This window comes from Ruegeria sp. AWH4_226, from assembly GCF_056159225.1.
The window spans coordinates 893,614-912,407 of the sequence record NZ_JBSWUU010000001.1 but is presented as its reverse complement, the minus strand read 5'-3'; the positions used below and the strand labels follow the sequence as shown (position 1 = coordinate 912,407).

Genomic DNA, 18,794 nt, shown 5'->3' with positions numbered 1-18,794 from the left:
GCAATCTCGGCCACCTTGAGAACAGGACAGACGATGCAAGAGCCCGCCATCACACCGGATCTGATTGCCGCCCACGGATTGAAGCCCGAAGAATACGACATGATCCTTGAGATCATCGGGCGCGAGCCGACCTTCACCGAGCTGGGCATTTTCTCCGCCATGTGGAACGAGCACTGCTCATACAAATCGTCGAAGAAATGGCTCCGCACCTTGCCGACCTCTGGCCCTCAGGTGATCTGTGGACCGGGTGAAAACGCAGGCGTTGTCGATATTGGGGATGGGCAAGCCGTTGTTTTCAAGATGGAAAGCCACAACCACCCCTCGTACATCGAACCATATCAGGGTGCCGCGACCGGTGTCGGAGGTATTCTGCGCGATGTGTTCACCATGGGCGCGCGGCCGATTGCTTCGATGAATGCCCTCTCGTTTGGTGAGCCTGACCACCACAAGACACGCCAGCTCGTCAACGGCGTGGTCGAAGGCATCGGTGGGTATGGCAATTGCTTCGGCGTGCCTTGCGTCGGCGGTGAGGTGCGATTCCATCCCGCATACAACGGCAACTGCCTTGTGAATGCCTTTGCTGCAGGTCTGGCTGACAGCGACAAAATTTTCTATTCGGCAGCGTCCGGCGTGGGTATGCCGGTGGTTTACCTGGGCGCAAAAACCGGTCGCGATGGCGTCGGCGGAGCAACGATGGCATCGGCTGAATTCGACGACACGATTGAAGAAAAGCGCCCGACCGTACAGGTAGGTGACCCGTTCACCGAAAAACGCTTGATGGAAGCCACACTAGAGCTGATGCGGACAGGCGCCGTGATCTCGATTCAGGACATGGGCGCCGCTGGCCTGACCTGTTCTGCCGTTGAAATGGGGGACAAGGGTGGTCTGGGCGTTCGTCTTGATCTGGAGAATGTACCCCAGCGCGAAGAGAACATGACAGCGTATGAGATGATGCTGTCTGAATCGCAGGAACGCATGCTCATGGTGCTGAAGCCTGAGCTTGAGGCTGAGGCCCGCGCCGTCTTCGAAAAATGGGATCTGGATTTCGCCATCGTTGGTGAAACCATTGCCGAAGACCGCTTTTTGATTGTCCACAACGGAGAGGTCAAAGCGGATTTGGTCCTGTCTAAGCTGTCCTCCACCGCGCCAGAGTATGACCGCCCGTGGGTGCCGACACCGGCGGCTGAGGAGCTGGCCGAAGTGCCTCAGATCGACCCAATTGATGGTCTGCGCGCCCTGCTCTCTTCCCCCAACTATGCCGGCAAGCAGTGGGTGTACGAACAGTATGACACGATGGTAATGGCTGATACTGCCCGCACGCCCGGTTTAGGTGCTGGCATGGTCCGCGTTCACGGAACTGACAAGGCGTTGGCTTTCACCAGCGACGTCACACCACGCTATGTCCGGGCAAACCCAGTCGAGGGTGGCAAACAGGCGGTGGCCGAAGCCTATCGAAACCTGACCGCCGTTGGGGCCAAACCGCTGGCGACCACCGATAACCTGAACTTCGGCAATCCTGAAAAGCCCGAGATCATGGGTCAGTTCGTCGGTGCGATCAAGGGTATCGGCGAGGCCGTCGCAGCACTGGATATGCCAATCGTTTCGGGCAATGTCTCGCTTTATAACGAAACTGACGGTCAGGCGATCCTGCCTACGCCAACCATCGGCGCGGTAGGTTTGCTGAATCATACGGATGAGATCATCGGCACCGAAGTCCGCGAAGGGCACGTCGCGCTAGTAATCGGAGATACTCACGGCCATCTTGGTCAATCGGCCCTGCTTGCTGAGGTTTTCAACCGCGAAGACGGGGATGCGCCTCATGTTGATCTGGAAGCAGAAAAGCGTAACGGCGACTTCGTCCGTGAAAACCGCGAGTTGATCAAGGCATGTACTGATCTTGGCGACGGCGGGCTTGCCCTGGCGGCGTTTGAACTGGCCGAATCTGCTGGTGTCGGTATCCATCTGGACGAGGCGTCGACCGAGTTCCTGTTCGGCGAAGATCAGGCCCGCTATCTGATCGCATGTAATTTTGATCAGGCCGAGGCTTTGATGATCGCAGCAGGCCAGGCCGGTGTCCCGCTGGTGTCTGTTGGACGCTTCACTGGTGACACTGTCAAGATCGGAACCTCTGAAGCCGCGCTCACTGACCTTGCGGATACGTTCCGTAGAAGTTTTGCAGCAGCCGTGGCCTGATATTGAATCGCGACCGCATCACAAAACCTGTGCACAACTTGCGCAGGTTTTGTGATTTTCAGCCCCCTATCACACCCTTGCGCGCCCCGTCCGGGCGCTCTACATCTTGGGAAAGACCTTCTGGAGTTACCTACATGCCGATGAGCGCCCACGAAATCGAACACCTGCTGCGCGAAGCCTTTCCTGATGCTGAGATACAGGTCGGCGGTCAGGATGGTGTTCATATGTCCGCCATGGTGGTGGACGAAAGCTTTCGCGGCAAAAACCGGGTTCAGCAACAGCGTGCAGTCTATGCCGCGTTGAAGGGAAAAATGGATGGCCCGGACGGGGAGTTGCATGCGCTGGCTTTAACAACCAAAGTGCCGGAATAAAATGGATCTTGGACTTGGCATCGTTGTCGGTATCGCGGCCGTTATTGTTTTGACGGCCCTATTGGCACGAAGCCGATCTAAAAATGACCCCCATTCCAAACGAGGAACTCGTCCAGGATTGGGATATCGCACGATTTTTACAATTTATGACTCAGGCGGGTCCGGCGGTGGACATTCCACGCAATACCGCGTCCCGAATGATCCTCAAGACTATGCCAAAGCGATGATGCCGAAGAGCAAAGGAAACGCGAAATGACTGATGTGAAGACCCAAATTGACGATACGGTCAAAGCCAACGATGTCGTGCTGTATATGAAAGGCACGAAAGAGATGCCTCAATGCGGGTTCTCGTCGCGCGTGGCTGGTGTTTTGAACTTTATGGGTGTCGAGTACACCGACGTGAACGTGCTGGCCGATGAAAATGTTCGCCAGGGCATCAAGGACTATTCCGATTGGCCGACCGTTCCCCAGCTTTATGTAAAGGGCGAATTCGTAGGCGGCTGCGACATCATCACCGAGATGACCTTGTCTGGTGAGCTGGACACCTTGTTTGACGATAACGGTGTTGGCTACAATAAGGACGCAGCCGACAAGATCCGCGAAGCAAACGCCTGATCAGCGGCTTTCACAGCCTTCCAAAACAACCTGTTCACTGGCGGCATCTGAACCTGTCGCCAGGAAACTGACGTTCGCGTCCCAACCTTTCGATCGCAATATGTATGTGCCAGCACTGCCATCTGATTCATAGCGGATGCCCGAGCCACTCGGGACTTGGCGCAGTGTGACCAACTGATTGTCTAACACCATCGCCGCTGCACTCGACCCGTCTGTCGCGTTGAAATAGGCGACTTTCAGTTCAACACCGTTCTCACAAGTGAATGTAACCGGCAGAATATCCATGTCAGCGGATGCCACCGCTGGCGGCAGTGCGAACAGCGCAACAACAGCCGCCGGTTTCAGTGCGTTCATCCGGCGGACCTCTCCTCGATCACGGATGCAATCGCCTCTGCCCGAGCGGCAACCTCTGCTAGCGTATCCGTCACTGATGGTGGCACCACGGCGACCTCAAACCGCTCTGGTTCGGGTTGCGGCATGTTCTTAACGGCTTGCAATTCGGCCTCGACCTCGGCCAGCTTGGCCTCAAGCGCTTTGATCCTGTCATCTGTACCAGCCACCTTATCGGCCAGCATCAGACCTGCCATCAGCAGCATACGGGATTCGGGCATGCGTCCGATCTGATCGGACAAAATTTGCGCCTCATCATCCAGCATCTTGGCTGCAGAATGCAGGAATGGCTCTTCCCCCTCCTGGCACGAGACGTCAAAACCGCGCCCACCGATTTGGATCGTTACTTCGGGCATTATTCAACCTCTCCTTCCGCAAGTTTCGCTTTGGACAGCAATGGTTCAAGCCGGGCGAGAACCGCACGCGCTTCGGCGGCATCCGTCGCCTGTGCGGCACGGGTTGCCTCAAGCTCGGCAACCGTTGCGCGATTTAGCAGATCCGCATCAGGCACGCCGTCTTCTGCCGCTTCTCGCAACTCGTCAATCGACCGGCGCAGCTGTTCGTTCGCCTTGCGCATCCGCTGCAAATCGTCATCCAACCGTGACATCGCTGCGCCGTGGCTTGACCGCTCGGCGCGCAGCATATCCAGCTCAGCGCTCAGTTCGGTCACGCGCTCACTATCTGCCAATTCGGCCCGCAGACGGGCATTCTCGGCTTTAAATTCCTCGGCCGAGGCGGCAACGGCTTTCAGCTGTGCATTCTCGGATTTCAAAGCCTCAAGCTCGTCCTGGTTTTCAAGCGCCGCCTTGGCCTCAGCAAGTTCGGCGCGTGCGGCCTCGACCGCCGCAATTTTTTCATGCGCCTCAGCCAGTTGCTCTTGCAATGCAGCGCTTTCGGTGTCGCCCGCTGGTGCCGTTCGCAGGCTTTCCAGTTCTGCGCGCATCGCGTCAGCTTCCTGCTCATGGCGTTCTTTCAGAACTTTAAGCCGCTCTTCCAACTGCGCATTGGCGATACGTTCATCCTCCAGCGCTGCGCGAAGAGCGTCATCCCCACCACTGTCAGCTGGAGCCGCATCCAGCGTCGCATCCAGTAGCGTGTCGACACCGGTCCCGATCCGATCCATCGCGGCAACAATACGGCGCTGTAGTTCTTCGATCTGGCTCATGCCCCTGCCACCTCTTACCCAAGGTTCGTTTCTATCGCGGGTTTGTCCGAATCAATTTCGGCCGCAACTTGCCCTAGTGTATCCTAACGGTACTGAAAATACCCACTGTTTGCTTTCAACGGCTTGGGCTGTTTTCTTGAACCATACTGGCATTAAAACGCGGGGTTCCGCTTGCACTTTGGGGGGTGGATGGTATTGAGCGGCCCATCTGCCTGTAATCCAAAGGAACAACGCCCGTGGACCTGACTGCGCTGCGCAATGCAAACCCTGAACACTGGGACAAAGCTGCGGCCATCCGCACCCTGACCCTTGACGCCGTCGCTGCCGCCAATTCTGGCCATTCCGGCATGCCGATGGGCATGGCCGACGTCGCGACCGTACTGTTCGAAAAGCACCTGAAGTTCGACGCCTCTGCCCCAAACTGGCCCGACCGCGACCGGTTTATTCTGTCGGCAGGTCACGGCTCGATGCTGGTTTATTCGCTGCTGTACCTGACAGGTCATGCGGATGTGACACTGGACGAGATCAAGAATTTCAGACAGTTGGGTGCAAAAACTGCGGGCCATCCGGAAAACTTTCTGATCAACGGGATTGAAACCACAACCGGGCCGCTGGGCCAGGGCATTGCGAATGCTGTCGGTTTTGCAATGGCCGAGGAAATCCAGCGCGCGCATTACGGCAAGAAGGTCGTCGATCACTATACCTATGTGATCGCGGGCGACGGCTGCCTTATGGAAGGCGTCAGCCAAGAGGCCATCACCCTGGCCGGTCGCCACGAACTGAGCAAGCTGATCGTCTTTTGGGACAACAACAACATCACCATCGATGGTACCGTTGATATCGCTGATCGCACCGATCAGGTGCGCCGGTTCGCAGCTTCTGGCTGGCATGTGATAGAGATCGACGGTCATGACCCGAAGGCGATCGATGCGGCCATCGTGCAGGCAAAAAAATCGAACAAACCGACCATGATCGCGTGTGAAAGCCACATAGCTCTGGGTCACGCGGCGCAGGATACATCAAAAGGCCATGGCGCCCTGACCGATCAAGACCAGTTGAAGGCGGCCAAAGACGGCTATGGCTGGCCGCATGGCCCGTTCGAAGTTCCTGCGTCGGTAAAGTCCGCATGGGAGTCCATCGGTACCCGCGGTACAACCGAACGGGCAGCATGGGAAGAGCGGTTCGCCGAGCTGTCCGAGCGTAAGCAGGCGGAATTCAACCGTGCATACGCGTTCGAAGCGCCCAAAAGACTCGCGGGTGCGATCCGCGCATTTAAAAAGCAGATGTCGGAAGAGCAGCCGAAACTGGCCACGCGCGCCTCGTCCGAGAAAGTTCTGAATGTCGTGAACCCGATCATGACCGAGACCGTGGGCGGCTCGGCCGACCTGACCGGTTCGAACAACACCAAATCCGCAGACATGGGCGTATTCCTGCCGGAGAATCGCAAGGGTCGCTACATCCACTACGGTATCCGCGAACACGGCATGGCCGCTGCAATGAACGGCATGGCCTTGCACGGCGGTATCCGTCCCTATGGTGGCACCTTCATGGCCTTCACCGACTATGCACGCCCGGCGATGCGTTTGGCGGCGCTGATGAAAATCCCGTCGGTTTTCGTGATGACACATGACTCGATTGGCCTCGGTGAAGATGGCCCGACCCACCAGCCGGTTGAACATCTGGCCATCTCGCGCGCAACGCCGAACACCTATGTGTTCCGCCCCGCGGATACCATTGAAACCGCAGAAGCCTGGGAATTGGCACTGAGCTTCCAGAACAGCCCCTCGGTCCTGTCACTGACGCGTCAGGGGGTGCCGACCGTGCGCACCCAGCACAAGACCAAGAACATGGTTGCTCAGGGCGCTTACGTGCTGGCAGAAGCGGACGCCAAGCGTCAGGCGATCTTGATCGCCACGGGCTCTGAGGTTTCGCTGGCGATGGAAGCCAAAGCGATGCTTGAAGCCGAAGGCATCGGCACCCGCGTCGTCTCCATGCCCTGCATGGAACTTTTCGCGCGGCAAGACGAGGCCTACCGCAAGCGCGTACTGCCAGCAGGTCCTGTGCGTGTTGGCATCGAGGCCGCTGTTCGCGCTGGTGGCTGGGACCGTTGGCTATTGGGTGAGCGTGGCCGTGAGGCAAAGGCCGGGTTTATCGGCATGTCGAGCTTTGGTGCATCAGCCCCTGCAGGTGAATTGTACAAGCATTTCGGCATAACGGCCGAGGCAACAGTGGCCAAGGTCAAGGACTTGCTTGGGCTTTAAACCCGTTCAGAAAACAAGCAAAGGGCGGCATTGGTCGCCCTTTTGATTTGGAACTTAGTGCGCTTTGGGTGTCTTGGACAGCATCGGTCCGATCACCTTGGTTGCCACGGGGATCAAGACAAATCCCCATGCCAAACCAAACACGCCATCCATTGTGGCCTTGGATATCCACTCAACTGCCCCGACCCATTGTTCCGAGACCGAATGCCCAATGGCATAGGCCCAGTCATGAATGTGGTGCCCAAGCCAGGTAAAGCCTAAAACCTCCATCCCGTGGATGATGATCGACCCACCGACCCACAGCATTGCCGCCGTGCCGACAATCGAAAGAGTCTTCATAACGCTCGGCATCGCCCTGACTAAACCGCGGCCAAATCCTCTGCCGATTGGAGTCGGCGCATTCTGGGCCAAGAATAGCCCGACATCATCCATTTTAACGATCAGCGCGACCGATCCATAAACGGCAATCGTCACGCCAAGCCCAACAACTGCCAAGGTAGCCGCTTGCATCCAAAGGTTCGGTGCCTCAATAGCGGCAAGGGCGATGGTCATGATTTCCGCGGACAGAATGAAATCGGTCTTGATTGCACCCTTGACCTTTTGTTCTTCAAGATGGCCAGGATCCTTCACGCTCATATCTTCTTCGATTGCCTGACTGCCGTGCGGGAAAAGGACGTGGAATATCTTTTCTGCCCCCTCGAAACACAAATACGAGCCACCAATCATCAAAAGTGGCGTAATCAGCCAAGGCGCGAAATTTGCCAGCAACAGCGCCACCGGCAGCAGTAGAACGATTTTGTTGAAGACCGACCCGCGGGCGATGCGCCAGATAATTGGTAACTCGCGCGCTGGCGCAAAACCTTGCACGTATTTCGGCGTGACAGCCGCATCGTCGATGATGACCCCAGCCGTTTTTGTGCCTGCCTTACCCGCCGCTGCAACCACATCGTCCACCGAAGCTGCCGCCACTTTGGCAATGCCCGCCACGTCATCCAAAAGGGCCAGTAGACCGCTCATCGCGCATCCTTTCGTGTCACCTGCCGCACTCGGACCCTACCCGATCTCACAGCTAGCGCAAGCGTTAGCGCAATCGCGTGAGGTTTGCGCTAACACCTTAAAAATATGCCGTTTTTAGTCTTTTGAGATTCAGAAATCACCGCTATACGGCCTGCAACGCAAGCGCATTTGGAGACGTCACATGACCATCAAGGTCGGGATCAACGGATTTGGCCGCATCGGCCGCTGCACCCTGTCGCACATCGCCGCGTCAGGACGGAACGACATCGAAGTGATCAAGGTCAATGCAACCGGCCCGCTGGAAACCTCGGCGCATCTTTTGAAATACGACAGCATCCACGGGCGCTTTCCGCGCGACATCGCCGTCAACGGCAATACGATGGATCTGGGGCGCGGCCCGATGGAGATGTTTTCGACCTACGACATGGCTGAATTGGACTGGCAGGGCTGCGACGTCGTTCTGGAATGCACCGGCAAGTTCAATGACGGCAACAAGGCGAAAACCCATCTCGAGCGTGGTGCAGCCAAGGTTCTGCTGTCGGCGCCCGGAAAGAATGTCGATAAAACCATCGTGTTTGGCGTGAACCACAACACTCTGACCGCGAACGATAATATGGTTTCGAACGGCTCCTGCACCACGAACTGCCTTGCTCCGCTTGCGAAGGTTCTGGATGAGGGTATCGGCATCGAGAACGGAATAATGACGACAATCCACGCCTACACGGGCGACCAGCCGACGCTGGACCGTCGCCACAGCGATCTGTACCGCGCCCGTGCGGCCGCTATGTCGATGATCCCGACCTCGACGGGCGCGGCGAAGGCTTTGGGCGAGGTTCTGCCCAATCTGAAAGGTCGTTTGGACGGCTCAGCCATCCGCGTGCCGACCCCGAACGTGTCGGCGGTGGACCTGACTTTCCGCGCCGCGCGCGATGTAACGGTTGACGAAGTCAACGAAATCGTGCGCCACGCCGCACAAGGCCCGATGCAGCGTGTTTTGGGATATGAACCTGCCCCTCTGGTTTCGACCGATTTTAACCATACTGAGGAAAGCTCGATCTTCGCGCCGGATCAAACGCGTGTTGTCGACAACCGCCTAGTACGCGTTCTGGCGTGGTACGACAATGAATGGGGTTTTTCGGTTCGAATGGCCGATGTCGCTGTGGCCATGGGTCGGCTTAACTAAGGGCGATTTGATTTCTTGAACCTATTTGCCCGCTCAGGTTATCTGGGCGGGCATATTCGTTTGGGGCCGCAATGACCAACCAAATCGCTATCTGGCTTGGCCTTTTGATTCTTGGTGGAATTATTTTAGACTTAACCATGTTTGGACCCGAGCATTTGGTCTTCCTTGGCAAGAAGCTTTTTGCCTTTTTGGACTGGCTCGCATTCTGGCGCTGATAGATGTTTTACTTGACATTTCTGCCCATCTGGATTTGTTAGCGCTAACTCGTCAACAGCCGACATTCGGACGGAGCAGAACATGACACTAAAGCTGGCAATCAACGGATTTGGACGGATCGGACGCGGAGTTCTTCGCGCAGTGATGGAGAACAAGCGTACTGATCTGGAAGTCGTCGCAATCAACGACCTTGGCAAACCCGAAATGAACGCGCACCTGTTTGAGTTTGATAGCGTTCATGGCCGTTACCCTCATAAAGTCACACTGACCGAAGCGGGCTTGGATGTTGGCGCCGGCCCGATCCGTCTGACCAGCGAACGCGACCCCGAAGCGCTGAATTGGTCGGATGTAGATGTCGTTCTGGAATGCACCGGCGTGTTTCGCACGCGCGAAGCGGCGGAACGCCACCTGAAAAACGGCGCGAAAAAGGTTTTGATCTCTGCGCCTGCACGCGGAGATGCTGCCGTAAAAACGATTGTTTTTGGTGTGAACGATCACGAGCTGACGGCCGAAGACACAGTCGTTTCAAATGCGTCCTGCACCACCAACTGCCTGTCACCTGTCGCTGCTGCTCTTGACGCGGGTCTTGGCATTGTACATGGCAACATGACAACCGTACACGCCTACACCGCCAGCCAGCCAGTTCATGACACTGTAGGCAAGGACCCTTATCTTTCCCGCGCTGCAGCCCTGTCGATGATCCCAACCACCACCGGCGCCGCTGCTGCAGTTGGTCTGGTTCTACCGCAACTGGTGGGTAAACTGACAGGTCAGGCCATTCGCGTTCCCACACCGAACGTGTCGGTTGTTGATCTTGTGGCAGAGGTTTCGCGCCCAACCACAGATGAAGAGGTAAATGCGCTGTTTGTTGAAGCGGCTGCAAAAATCCCCGGTGTTCTGGCCGCCGAAAACCGCCCGCTGGTGTCGATTGATTTCAATCACGATTCACACAGCTCGACCGTGTCGCTGGCTGAAACCAAAGTCACCGATGGAACACTGGTGCGTGTGTTGGCCTGGTACGACAATGAGTGGGGATTTGCGAACCGCATGCTGGACACCGCGGCCGCAATGGGTGCCCTAGCCTAATCTCTCTCGCAAGGCTTCATTAACCTGGGGCGTGACGAATTTCGACACGTCCCCATCAAGACGAGCGATCTCTTTCACAAGCTTTGAGGCGATGGCCTGGTGCCGCGCCTCAGCCATCAGAAAGACAGTCTCGATCGAGTCATCCAGTGCGCGGTTCATGCCAACCATCTGGAATTCATACTCGAAATCCGCCACAGCCCGCAGCCCACGTACGATGATTTGAGCACCCACATCACGGGCGCAATCGATCAGCAGGTTTTCAAACGGGTGGGCTACAATCTCGGTTCCGGTCTGCTGCGAAAGATGCGCGCATTCTGCTTCGATCATGGCCACGCGTTCCTCCAATGAGAATAACGGCCCTTTGTCGCGGTTAATGGCGACGCCAATAACCAGTTTGTCCACCAAGGCCGAGGCGCGGCGAATGATATCTATATGGCCCAGAGTAATCGGGTCAAAGGTTCCTGGGTACAGAGCAACCCGCATCGCACTCTCCTGCGTCCTGGAAATTACGCGTCAGCAAACACAACTTTGCTGACAGCGCAAGAGGTCGCAAAGAAACCGGGCCTGTTAGTGCCCCATAATCATGCCCTGAAGGGCGTCTTTTTCCATAGCAAGTTCGGTCAGTTGCGCTTTAACCACGTCACCAATAGTCACGATGCCAATCAGCTTTCCGTCTTCGACAATTGGCATGTGGCGAAAACGGCCTTCGGTCATGCGGGTCATTATATCCTGCACGCTTTCTTGTTGCGTCGCAGTCATCAACTCGCGCGTCATGTAAGATTCGACCGGTTGGTTCAGACACCCGCTGCCGCTGGCGGCCAATTCTCGCACGATATCTCTTTCGGACAGGATGCCGATGGCCGTTTTGCCTTCATCCTCTGACACGACAACCGTACCGATCCGTTTTTGGGCCAGAATCTTAGCGGCCTCAGAAACTGTCGCTGTCGGGGCAACCGTAACCACTCCGTCCGCCGCCTTGGATGTAAGAATAGCCTGAACAAGCATATAAAAACCTCCGGAAAATAACGTACTGTTTTCCAAAGCGTTGCCGGAATGGCCAACCCTGTCAAGCGTCGGCTTCGGCTTCAAGTCGCGCAATCTCTTCCCGGATGCCCTGCATCAACGCGTCGGCAAAGCGGTTCAACCTTTCGTTGCGTTGATCCCCCTGATGCCGGACAAGGTAGAAACTTCGCGTCAAACTCACTTGATCCGTCAGGATTTTCCGCAGTGCCGGATGGAACGGCAAAGTAAAGTCATGCGCCACGCAGATACCGGTGCCCAGCGAAACCTGTCGCAGCTGAACCGAAACCGAATTCGATGCAAGGGCGACACGGTCAATGCCAATGTCGCTGAGATAGTCCAGCTCTCGGTCAAAGATCATATCCGGGATATATCCGATCAGGCGATGGCCCTTAAGGTCCTCGACTGACCGAATTGGATCGTGAAGATCCAGGTAGTTTTGCGTCGCCACCAAATGCAGTCTGTAGTCACTGATTTTCTTGATTAGTAGCTTGCCAGCGGTGGGCGCGCTGACGGTGACGGCCATGTCCGCCTCTCGTCGGGACAGGTTTATGATTCGCGGCAAGGCGAGGATTTGGATATCCAGATCCGGGTTGGCATCGCTGATTTTCGCGCAAACCTGCGGTAGCAAGTAGTTGGCGCTACCGTCCGGGGCGCCGATCCGTATCTGACCGCTGAGTGATTTGGCAGAACCCGCAACGGCCCCCGCCGCCGCGCGCATCGCTTCTTCCGCATGCAAGCCGTGATCCAGCAGACGTTCACCCGAGGCGGTCAACACGTATCCTTGTTGTGACTTCGTAAATAAAGTTGTGTCCAAAGATGCCTCAAGCCGGGCAATCCGCCGCCCGACCGTGGCCGGATCTATCTTTAGGATACGCCCTGCGGAAGACAGACTTTCCTCGCGTGCGACGGCCAGAAAAATCCGCATGTCATCCCAGTTCGGGGTCATGGTGTTCCTTTTGCATTTTTGCAAAGCAATTTTGAAACATTGCCTCTGTTCGTGCGATTTATGCAAGCCTATTCTAGCCGCAAATTATCGGAGGAGTTTTCGATGCAAGACCTGACACACTTCCTGAATGGTGAATATGTCGCTGGCACGTCGGGCCGGTTCGACGACGTCTTCAACCCTGCCACGGGTGAAGTACAATATAAGTGTCCGATGGCAAGCGCGGCTGAAACCACCGCGGCGATTGAACAGGCGGCGATCGCACAGCCCGCATGGGGCGCGACCAATCCGCAAAAGCGCGCGCGCGTCATGATGGCGATGGTCAACCTGATGAACCGCGACATGGACAAGCTGGCCGAAGCGCTGAGCCGAGAGCATGGCAAAACGCTGCCGGATGCAAAAGGCGATTTGCAGCGTGGCTTGGAAGTGATCGAGTATTGCATCGGCGCGCCCCAGATGCTGAAGGGAGAGTTCACTGACAGCGCGGGTCCCGGTATCGATATGTATTCGATGCGTCAGCCTCTGGGTGTCGTGGCTTCGATCATGCCGTTCAACTTTCCAGCCATGATGCCCTTGTGGCACGTGGGCCCGGCGCTGGCCTGTGGTAACGCTGTCGTTCTGAAACCGTCTGAGCGTGACCCCTCAGTGCCGCTCATGTTGGCTGAATTGTTCGTCGAAGCCGGCCTGCCAAAAGGTGTCTTCCAGGTCGTAAATGGCGACAAAGAGGCCGTGGACACCCTGCTTGATAGTGAGATCATTCAAGGCGTTTCCTTTGTCGGTTCAACGCCGATCGCGCAGTACATCTATTCCCGCGCGACGGCGAACGGTAAGCGCGCGCAGTGTTTCGGTGGCGCCAAGAACCACATGATTGTTATGCCGGATGCAGACATGGATCAGGCCGCTGACGCTCTGGTCGGTGCTGGGTTCGGTGCTGCGGGCGAACGCTGCATGGCCGTGTCCGTTGCTGTGCCCGTGGGTGAGGAAACAGCCGATGCGCTGATAGAAAAGCTGGTGCCGCGGATCGAAAAGCTGAAGGTTGCGCCGTACACCGCTGGCGATGACGTTGACATGGGTCCCGTTGTGACTAAAGCTGCGAAAGAGCGTATTCTCGGGCTGATCAACTCGGGAGTCGAGCAAGGCGCGAAACTGGTCGTCGATAACCGCGATTTCAGCTTGCAAGGGTATGAGGACGGCTTCTTTGTCGGCCCCCATTTGTTCGACCACGTCACACCGGATATGGACATCTACAAACAGGAAATCTTTGGGCCCGTACTTAGCACCGTCCGCGCCGGATCGTATGAAGAAGCGCTGAAACTGGCCATGGACCACGAATACGGCAACGGAACAGCAATCTTTACCCGTGATGGTGACACCGCGCGCGATTTCGCCAGCCGGGTTAACATTGGTATGGTCGGTATCAACGTTCCGATCCCCGTGCCGCTGGCCTATCACACTTTCGGTGGCTGGAAAAAATCCATGTTTGGCGATCTGAACCAGCACGGACCGGATAGCTTCAAGTTCTACACGCGCACAAAAACCGTCACGTCGCGTTGGCCTTCTGGCATCAAGGAAGGTGGCGAGTTCAACTTTAAAGCGATGGATTAAATCAGGCGCTTTAAGCAAATGAGGAACCCGGCCCTAATACGGTCGGGTTTTCTTGGCTTCTTAACTCCAAAAAACAGCCTAACTCACAAAGATTTCAGACTGCGAACTCTGGAAAATCGAGGCGGTAACTTATATTTTACCGAATTATTAACACTCGAGCAGTCCCTGAACCGGAGGCTAATTTGTCAAACCATCGAATGACTCGCCGCTCTGCTTTGTTGGGCGCTGCATCTCTTGTTGCGACGCCCGCAATTGTGCGTGCGCAAAGCACCGATGCATTTCCGCAGAGCGAAGAAGCCATCAGCACGCAATTGCCCGTGCGCCGAAACGTATCCTCGTTCTCTCATCAGAACTGGGAGGATCATTTCAGCGAGATTGGCGTTGGTTGTTTGCTGGCCGATATCACAAGCCGTGCAGTGCATTACTGGGGTTCGGACGGAACATACAAATTGTATCCCAGTTCAGTTCCAATGAGTGAAGAACTGACAAAGCGCGGCTATACCAAAGTTGTGCGTAAAACCGAATACCCAAGCTGGACCCCAACCGCGTCCATGCGCGAACGTGATCCATCCTTGCCCGTTCGCATGGAAGGCGGCGACCCTGGAAACCCTCTGGGTACACGCGCGATGTATTTGGATTGGCCTGCTTACCTTGTGCATGGCACCCACGACACGCGCAAGATTGGCCGTCAAAGCTCATCTGGCTGCATCGGCCTGTATAATCAGCACGTTGAGGAGTTGTATCCTCTGGTACAGATCGGAACTCAGGTCAGATTGGTCTGATAGAAAAAGCCCCGGCCAAACGGACCGGGGCTTTTTTTGGGTAGGAATTACTCTGGCAAGATTACTGCATCCACTACGTGGATCACTCCGTTGGTGGCCTCGATGTCAGCCTGAACCACTTCGGCGTCATTGACCTTGACGCCACGCCTTGCATTAACGCTCAGACGGTCGCCCTGAACGGTCAGGACCTGCGCACGCTTACCCGCGATGTCGCTTGACATAACTTTGGCAGGGACGACGTGATATGTCAGGATTTCAATCAGTTGATCTTTGTTTTCGGGCAAAAGCAACGTTTCTACCGTGCCCTCGGGCAGCGCGGCAAATGCTTCGTCCGTTGGGGCGAATACGGTAAACGGACCATCCCCTTTCAGCGTATCAACCAGACCGGCAGCCTGAACAGCAGCGACCAAAGTGTTGAACGACCCGGCCGATACGGCGGTATCCACGATATCGGCCTCCTGCGCCTGTGCAGGCAGTGCAAGGGCAAGTGCGGCGGCGGCGCCCATGAATGTGCGACGGAACATTGCTGTTGTCTCCTCTCCAGCTTGTTACGGAAGGGAGTACGGGCATTTTGCCGCACTGGATCACTAATTGATCAATTTTCCTTTACCTGAAACCAGAGACTCTGCGCGCGACCCTCTTTTAGGAACGGCAAAGCCTTGACAGCATCGGGCCGGTCTTGTTGCAGATAATATCCTGGCCAAAGCATCCAATAGAAATCGGATTGCAACAAGGCGTGCAGTACATACTGTTCGCCCCACCCTGGACAATCATAGAAGAAACGCTTGGGGTATTCGTAAGGCAGGAAAACATCGTGGACATGGACGACGACACCCGGTTTCAACGATGGAATGATGCGGCAGAAAAGATGCGCAACATCGTTGCTGATCCGAACCACGTGGCTGGAGTCAATGAACAGCACGTCGCCTGACTCAAGCTGTTCAAATACGGCTGGATCAACGTCCTCTAGCCGTTTTTGTTCGAATTGATCGACGACATGGGCGATATCAGCCCGTGGATGAGGATCAATCGCAGTTATCTTGGTGTCTAGCGCACCGTCAATAATCGCTTGCCGAGTCACACGGGTTGAGTTGCCACAGCCAACCTCGATCACCCGTTTGGGTTCAAACCGACGTATCATAAGGTAAAGCGCGTCAGCATCCGGACTGTCGTAGTACCCGTTTCCCGGGCGATAGCCCGTCTGATTTCGCGCAGGGTCTTTGAGCGCCGTCAACGCATCAGAATGGCGCGTATACTCAGAAACGATCTGGCTGATATCAAACCCCTCCATCCCCGGCGACAGGGCATAGGCCGGGCGAGTCAATCCGCCCGCATTCTCAAACGCCTCAAGCCTAGCGCGCTCTTCCCGCTCAACGGCCTTGTCAACCAGCTTAACCCCCAGTTCATCAAGGGCGTCGTTGATCTTTGGGAATTTTCTGGGTTTCACGGGCGGCTCCACTTTTCGGTACGCCTGTTCCATACCGTTGCTTGACCGGGCTCTGCAAGTTGTGCAGCGCCAAACGCTTGGCAAAACAGAAATTTGCGTATTCACTGGTCGGACCGGAAAAAATCGAGGGCAGCCATGCAGCAGGAATTCACATTGGGTATCGAGGAAGAATATCTGCTGGTCGATCGCGACAGCCTTGAACTCGCCGAAGCGCCTGCCGCGTTGATGGAAGCTTGTCAGTCAGATTTTGAAGGACAGGTTAGTCCTGAGTTCTTGCAGTGCCAGATCGAAGTCGGTACCCGGCCTCATACTACTGTGGACTCAGCCCGCGAAGATTTGAAACGCCTGCGGTTTTGCGTGGCTGAGAGGGCCGCTGAATTCAATCTTGCCCCAATTGCCGTGTCCTGCCATCCATTCGCAGACTGGAAGAAGCAGCATCATACCCGAAAGGATCGCTACGACGCGCTGCATCATGCCCTTGGGGGCGTTGCACGGCGCATGTTGATCTGCGGTATGCATGTCCACGTCGGTGTCGAGGACCCTGCTCTGCGCGCTGACCTAATGCCTCAGCTCTCGTATTTTCTGCCGCATTTGTTGGCGCTGTCTACATCCTCACCGTATTGGAACGGCGAGGATTCGGGCCTGTCATCCTATCGTCTGACCGTGTTCGACAACCTTCCGCGTACCGGGTTACCTCCGGTTCTGGCCAGTTGGACGGATTATGAACGCACCACTGGTATTCTGGTTGATCTCGGCGTGATTGAGGACACTACCAAAATCTGGTGGGATCTGCGGCCGTCTCATCGTTTTCCGACGCTGGAAACGCGGATCATGGATGTACAGCCAAGGTTAGAGGACACCCTGTCTCTGGCAGCAATGGTTCAGGCGCTGACACGCATGCTGTGCCGTTTGAAAGATCGCAACCTCCGCTGGCGGCACTATGATCGATTTCTTATCGGTGAAAACCGCTGGCGGGCGCAACGATATGGGGTTGGTGAAGGTCTGATTGATTTTGGCGACCGTTCGATCAAACCAATGCCCGAGTTAATGGGCGAATTGATGGGCTTGCTGGCCGAAGATGCCGAAGCCCTTGGTACCATGACAGAATTGGCGCGCCTGCAGCAGATTGCACAGAACGGAACCTCAGCAACCCGACAACGCCGCGCCTATGCCGAAGCCGCAGCACGGGATGAAGACCCGGGAAAGGCCGTCGTAAAGCACCTGATAGACGAGTATCATCATGACCTTTAAACCCCATGTGCCAATGATTGCCGGACCTGCAAAATTTCTGTAAGGATTGCGAAATAAACACTCGTTCAATTCATCCGGCAGCGTGGGAGGCAAGCCTTGGATTTTGCACTGACAGAAGAGCAAACCGCAATCTTCGACATGGCGTATGATTTCGGACAGGACAACATCGCCCCGTTCGCCCGCCAGTGGGAGGCCGACGGAACCATCCCCAAGGAGCTTTGGCCGCAGATTGGCGAACTGGGTTTTGGTGCGCTTTATGTGTCCGAAGACAGTGGAGGTTCCGGCTTAAGCCGTCTGGACGCGACCCTTGTGTTCGAGGCGCTGTCGATGGCTTGCCCCTCGGTCGCGGCATTCTTGTCGATCCACAATATGTGCGCCAAGATGCTGGACAGTTTCGCCAGCGACGCGCTGAAATCCCGCATCATGCCGGACGTGTTGAGCCTGAATACAGTGCTTAGCTATTGCCTGACCGAGCCGGGCTCGGGCTCGGACGCTGCGGCGCTGAAAACCCGCGCGGACCGTACCAATGAAGGCTATACCCTGAACGGGACCAAGGCGTTCATCTCAGGTGGCGGGTATTCCGACGCCTATGTTTGCATGGTTCGCACCGGTCAGGACGGGCCAAAGGGGATCTCGACTGTGTATGTCGAGGATGGCACACCGGGTCTGAGCTTTGGGGCATTGGAGCAAAAGATGGGTTGGAAAAGCCAGCCCACGGCGCAGGTGCAATTCGATGACTGTCACATTCCATCCGGAAACTTGGTCGGCACCGAGGGCGACGGGTTTAAGTATGCGATGATGGGTCTGGATGGCGGGCGGCTGAACATCGCGTCGTGCTCGTTGGGCGCCGCGCAAGCCGGGCTGAACATGACGCTTCAATACATGTCTGAACGCAAAGCCTTTGGACAGTCCATCGACCAATTCCAAGCGCTTCAGTTCCGGCTGGCCGATATGGAGATTGAGCTTCAGGCCGCCCGCACGTTTCTGCGGCACGCCGCGTGGAAACTGGATCAGGGCGCACCAGACGCCACAAAGTTCTGCGCTATGGCCAAGAAGTTCGTGACTGAGACAGGATCGAAAGTCGTCGATCAGTGTCTTCAGTTGCATGGCGGCTATGGGTATCTGGCTGATTACGGTATCGAAAAACTTGTCCGCGATCTGCGCGTCCATCAGATCCTTGAAGGAACAAATGAAATCATGCGGGTTATCGTGGCCCGGCAAATACTCGCTGACCGCTGAGGACCCT

Annotated in this window: 20 protein-coding genes; 11 read left to right on the top strand and 9 right to left on the bottom strand. The window is 56.2% G+C overall.

All coding sequences use genetic code 11. The features are described 5' to 3' along the window. Positions 1-33: 33 nt before the first annotated feature. From purL to grxD, 3 genes are all read left to right on the top strand, one after another. Positions 34-2,193, top strand: coding sequence for a phosphoribosylformylglycinamidine synthase subunit PurL (gene purL, locus ACXAET_RS04380; RefSeq protein ID WP_475181656.1), 2,160 nt, complete (start codon positions 34-36; stop codon positions 2,191-2,193). 134 nt (positions 2,194-2,327) lie between these two features. Further along, positions 2,328-2,564 carry a BolA/IbaG family iron-sulfur metabolism protein gene (locus tag ACXAET_RS04375; protein WP_117869058.1) on the top strand — a complete coding sequence of 79 codons (237 nt, stop codon included), beginning with the start codon at positions 2,328-2,330 and terminating at the stop codon, positions 2,562-2,564. A gap of 252 nt (positions 2,565-2,816) precedes the next feature. Next, positions 2,817-3,179, top strand: a complete 363-nt coding sequence (grxD, locus tag ACXAET_RS04370) for a Grx4 family monothiol glutaredoxin (protein WP_475181653.1) — start codon at positions 2,817-2,819, stop codon at positions 3,177-3,179. On the opposite strand, the gene ACXAET_RS04365 is transcribed toward grxD, so the two are convergent. Genes ACXAET_RS04365 through ACXAET_RS04355 form a run of 3 tightly spaced genes read right to left on the bottom strand, consistent with a single transcriptional unit; the run spans position 3,180 to position 4,734 of the window. Then, positions 3,180-3,533, bottom strand: coding sequence for an MliC family protein (locus tag ACXAET_RS04365; RefSeq protein ID WP_475181650.1), 354 nt, complete (start codon positions 3,531-3,533; stop codon positions 3,180-3,182). It abuts the gene before it with no gap. Next, positions 3,530-3,925 carry a cell division protein ZapA gene (locus ACXAET_RS04360; RefSeq protein WP_475181645.1) on the bottom strand — a complete coding sequence of 132 codons (396 nt, stop codon included), beginning with the start codon at positions 3,923-3,925 and terminating at the stop codon, positions 3,530-3,532. The genes ACXAET_RS04365 and ACXAET_RS04360 overlap by 4 nt, the downstream gene beginning before the upstream one ends. Then, the gene (locus ACXAET_RS04355) at positions 3,925-4,734 is read right to left on the bottom strand and encodes a hypothetical protein (protein ID WP_475181642.1); all 810 of its coding nucleotides are present in this window, start codon (positions 4,732-4,734) and stop codon (positions 3,925-3,927) included. Before ACXAET_RS04355 ends, ACXAET_RS04360 begins: the two co-directional genes overlap by 1 nt. A 236-nt stretch (positions 4,735-4,970) precedes the next feature. Here ACXAET_RS04355 and tkt point away from each other — a divergent pair, with 236 nt between their 5' ends. Continuing rightward, positions 4,971-6,995, top strand: a complete 2,025-nt coding sequence (gene tkt, locus ACXAET_RS04350) for a transketolase (protein WP_475181639.1) — start codon at positions 4,971-4,973, stop codon at positions 6,993-6,995. Between the two features lie 54 nt (positions 6,996-7,049). On the opposite strand, the gene ACXAET_RS04345 is transcribed toward tkt, so the two are convergent. Then, positions 7,050-8,012 carry a DUF808 domain-containing protein gene (locus ACXAET_RS04345; RefSeq protein WP_475181636.1) on the bottom strand — a complete coding sequence of 321 codons (963 nt, stop codon included), beginning with the start codon at positions 8,010-8,012 and terminating at the stop codon, positions 7,050-7,052. 181 nt (positions 8,013-8,193) lie between these two features. Here ACXAET_RS04345 and gap (ACXAET_RS04340) point away from each other — a divergent pair, with 181 nt between their 5' ends. The 3 genes from gap (ACXAET_RS04340) (at position 8,194) to gap (ACXAET_RS04330) (ending at position 10,497) form a co-directional block, all read left to right on the top strand. Next, on the top strand, positions 8,194-9,195 hold the full coding sequence (gap, locus tag ACXAET_RS04340; protein ID WP_475181633.1) for a type I glyceraldehyde-3-phosphate dehydrogenase: 1,002 nt from the start codon (positions 8,194-8,196) through the stop codon (positions 9,193-9,195). Positions 9,196-9,266: 71 nt separating this feature from the next. Next, on the top strand, positions 9,267-9,410 hold the full coding sequence (locus ACXAET_RS04335) for a hypothetical protein (protein ID WP_475181628.1): 144 nt from the start codon (positions 9,267-9,269) through the stop codon (positions 9,408-9,410). Positions 9,411-9,492: 82 nt separating this feature from the next. Beyond that, positions 9,493-10,497 (top strand): type I glyceraldehyde-3-phosphate dehydrogenase, encoded by a 1,005-nt coding sequence (gene gap / locus ACXAET_RS04330; RefSeq protein ID WP_475181625.1) that lies wholly within the window; start codon positions 9,493-9,495, stop codon positions 10,495-10,497. Here the strand turns inward: gap (ACXAET_RS04330) and coaD are convergent. The 3 genes from coaD to ACXAET_RS04315 all read right to left on the bottom strand — a co-directional run bounded on the left by coaD (position 10,489) and on the right by ACXAET_RS04315 (position 12,466). After that, on the bottom strand, positions 10,489-10,980 hold the full coding sequence (gene coaD, locus ACXAET_RS04325) for a pantetheine-phosphate adenylyltransferase (RefSeq protein WP_475181621.1): 492 nt from the start codon (positions 10,978-10,980) through the stop codon (positions 10,489-10,491). The genes gap (ACXAET_RS04330) and coaD overlap by 9 nt on opposite strands. Before the next feature lie 84 nt (positions 10,981-11,064). Next, a complete protein-coding gene (locus ACXAET_RS04320; RefSeq protein ID WP_475181617.1) occupies positions 11,065-11,502 on the bottom strand; it encodes a CBS domain-containing protein in 438 nt (145 codons plus the stop codon). Positions 11,503-11,563: 61 nt separating this feature from the next. Then, positions 11,564-12,466 (bottom strand): LysR family transcriptional regulator, encoded by a 903-nt coding sequence (locus ACXAET_RS04315; RefSeq protein ID WP_475181614.1) that lies wholly within the window; start codon positions 12,464-12,466, stop codon positions 11,564-11,566. Between the two features lie 102 nt (positions 12,467-12,568). On the opposite strand from ACXAET_RS04315, the gene ACXAET_RS04310 reads away from it, so the two are divergent. Both ACXAET_RS04310 and ACXAET_RS04305 read left to right on the top strand, forming a co-directional pair. Next, positions 12,569-14,068, top strand: a complete 1,500-nt coding sequence (locus tag ACXAET_RS04310; protein WP_068331042.1) for a CoA-acylating methylmalonate-semialdehyde dehydrogenase — start codon at positions 12,569-12,571, stop codon at positions 14,066-14,068. A 197-nt stretch (positions 14,069-14,265) separates the two neighbouring features. Beyond that, the gene (locus tag ACXAET_RS04305; protein ID WP_475181607.1) at positions 14,266-14,850 is read left to right on the top strand and encodes a L,D-transpeptidase; all 585 of its coding nucleotides are present in this window, start codon (positions 14,266-14,268) and stop codon (positions 14,848-14,850) included. Positions 14,851-14,897: 47 nt separating this feature from the next. Here ACXAET_RS04305 and ACXAET_RS04300 read toward each other — a convergent pair whose 3' ends face one another. Beyond that, the gene (locus ACXAET_RS04300) at positions 14,898-15,374 is read right to left on the bottom strand and encodes a fasciclin domain-containing protein (protein WP_475181604.1); all 477 of its coding nucleotides are present in this window, start codon (positions 15,372-15,374) and stop codon (positions 14,898-14,900) included. 71 nt (positions 15,375-15,445) lie between these two features. Next, a complete protein-coding gene (locus ACXAET_RS04295; protein ID WP_475181602.1) occupies positions 15,446-16,297 on the bottom strand; it encodes a class I SAM-dependent methyltransferase in 852 nt (283 codons plus the stop codon). A gap of 135 nt (positions 16,298-16,432) precedes the next feature. Between ACXAET_RS04295 and ACXAET_RS04290 the strand changes: the two genes are divergently transcribed. Both ACXAET_RS04290 and ACXAET_RS04285 read left to right on the top strand, forming a co-directional pair. Continuing rightward, on the top strand, positions 16,433-17,548 hold the full coding sequence (locus ACXAET_RS04290) for a carboxylate-amine ligase (protein ID WP_475181600.1): 1,116 nt from the start codon (positions 16,433-16,435) through the stop codon (positions 17,546-17,548). A gap of 96 nt (positions 17,549-17,644) precedes the next feature. Continuing rightward, entirely contained in the window at positions 17,645-18,787 is a 1,143-nt protein-coding gene (locus tag ACXAET_RS04285; protein WP_475181599.1) for an acyl-CoA dehydrogenase family protein, read from the top strand. The last annotated feature ends 7 nt before the right edge of the window (positions 18,788-18,794 follow it).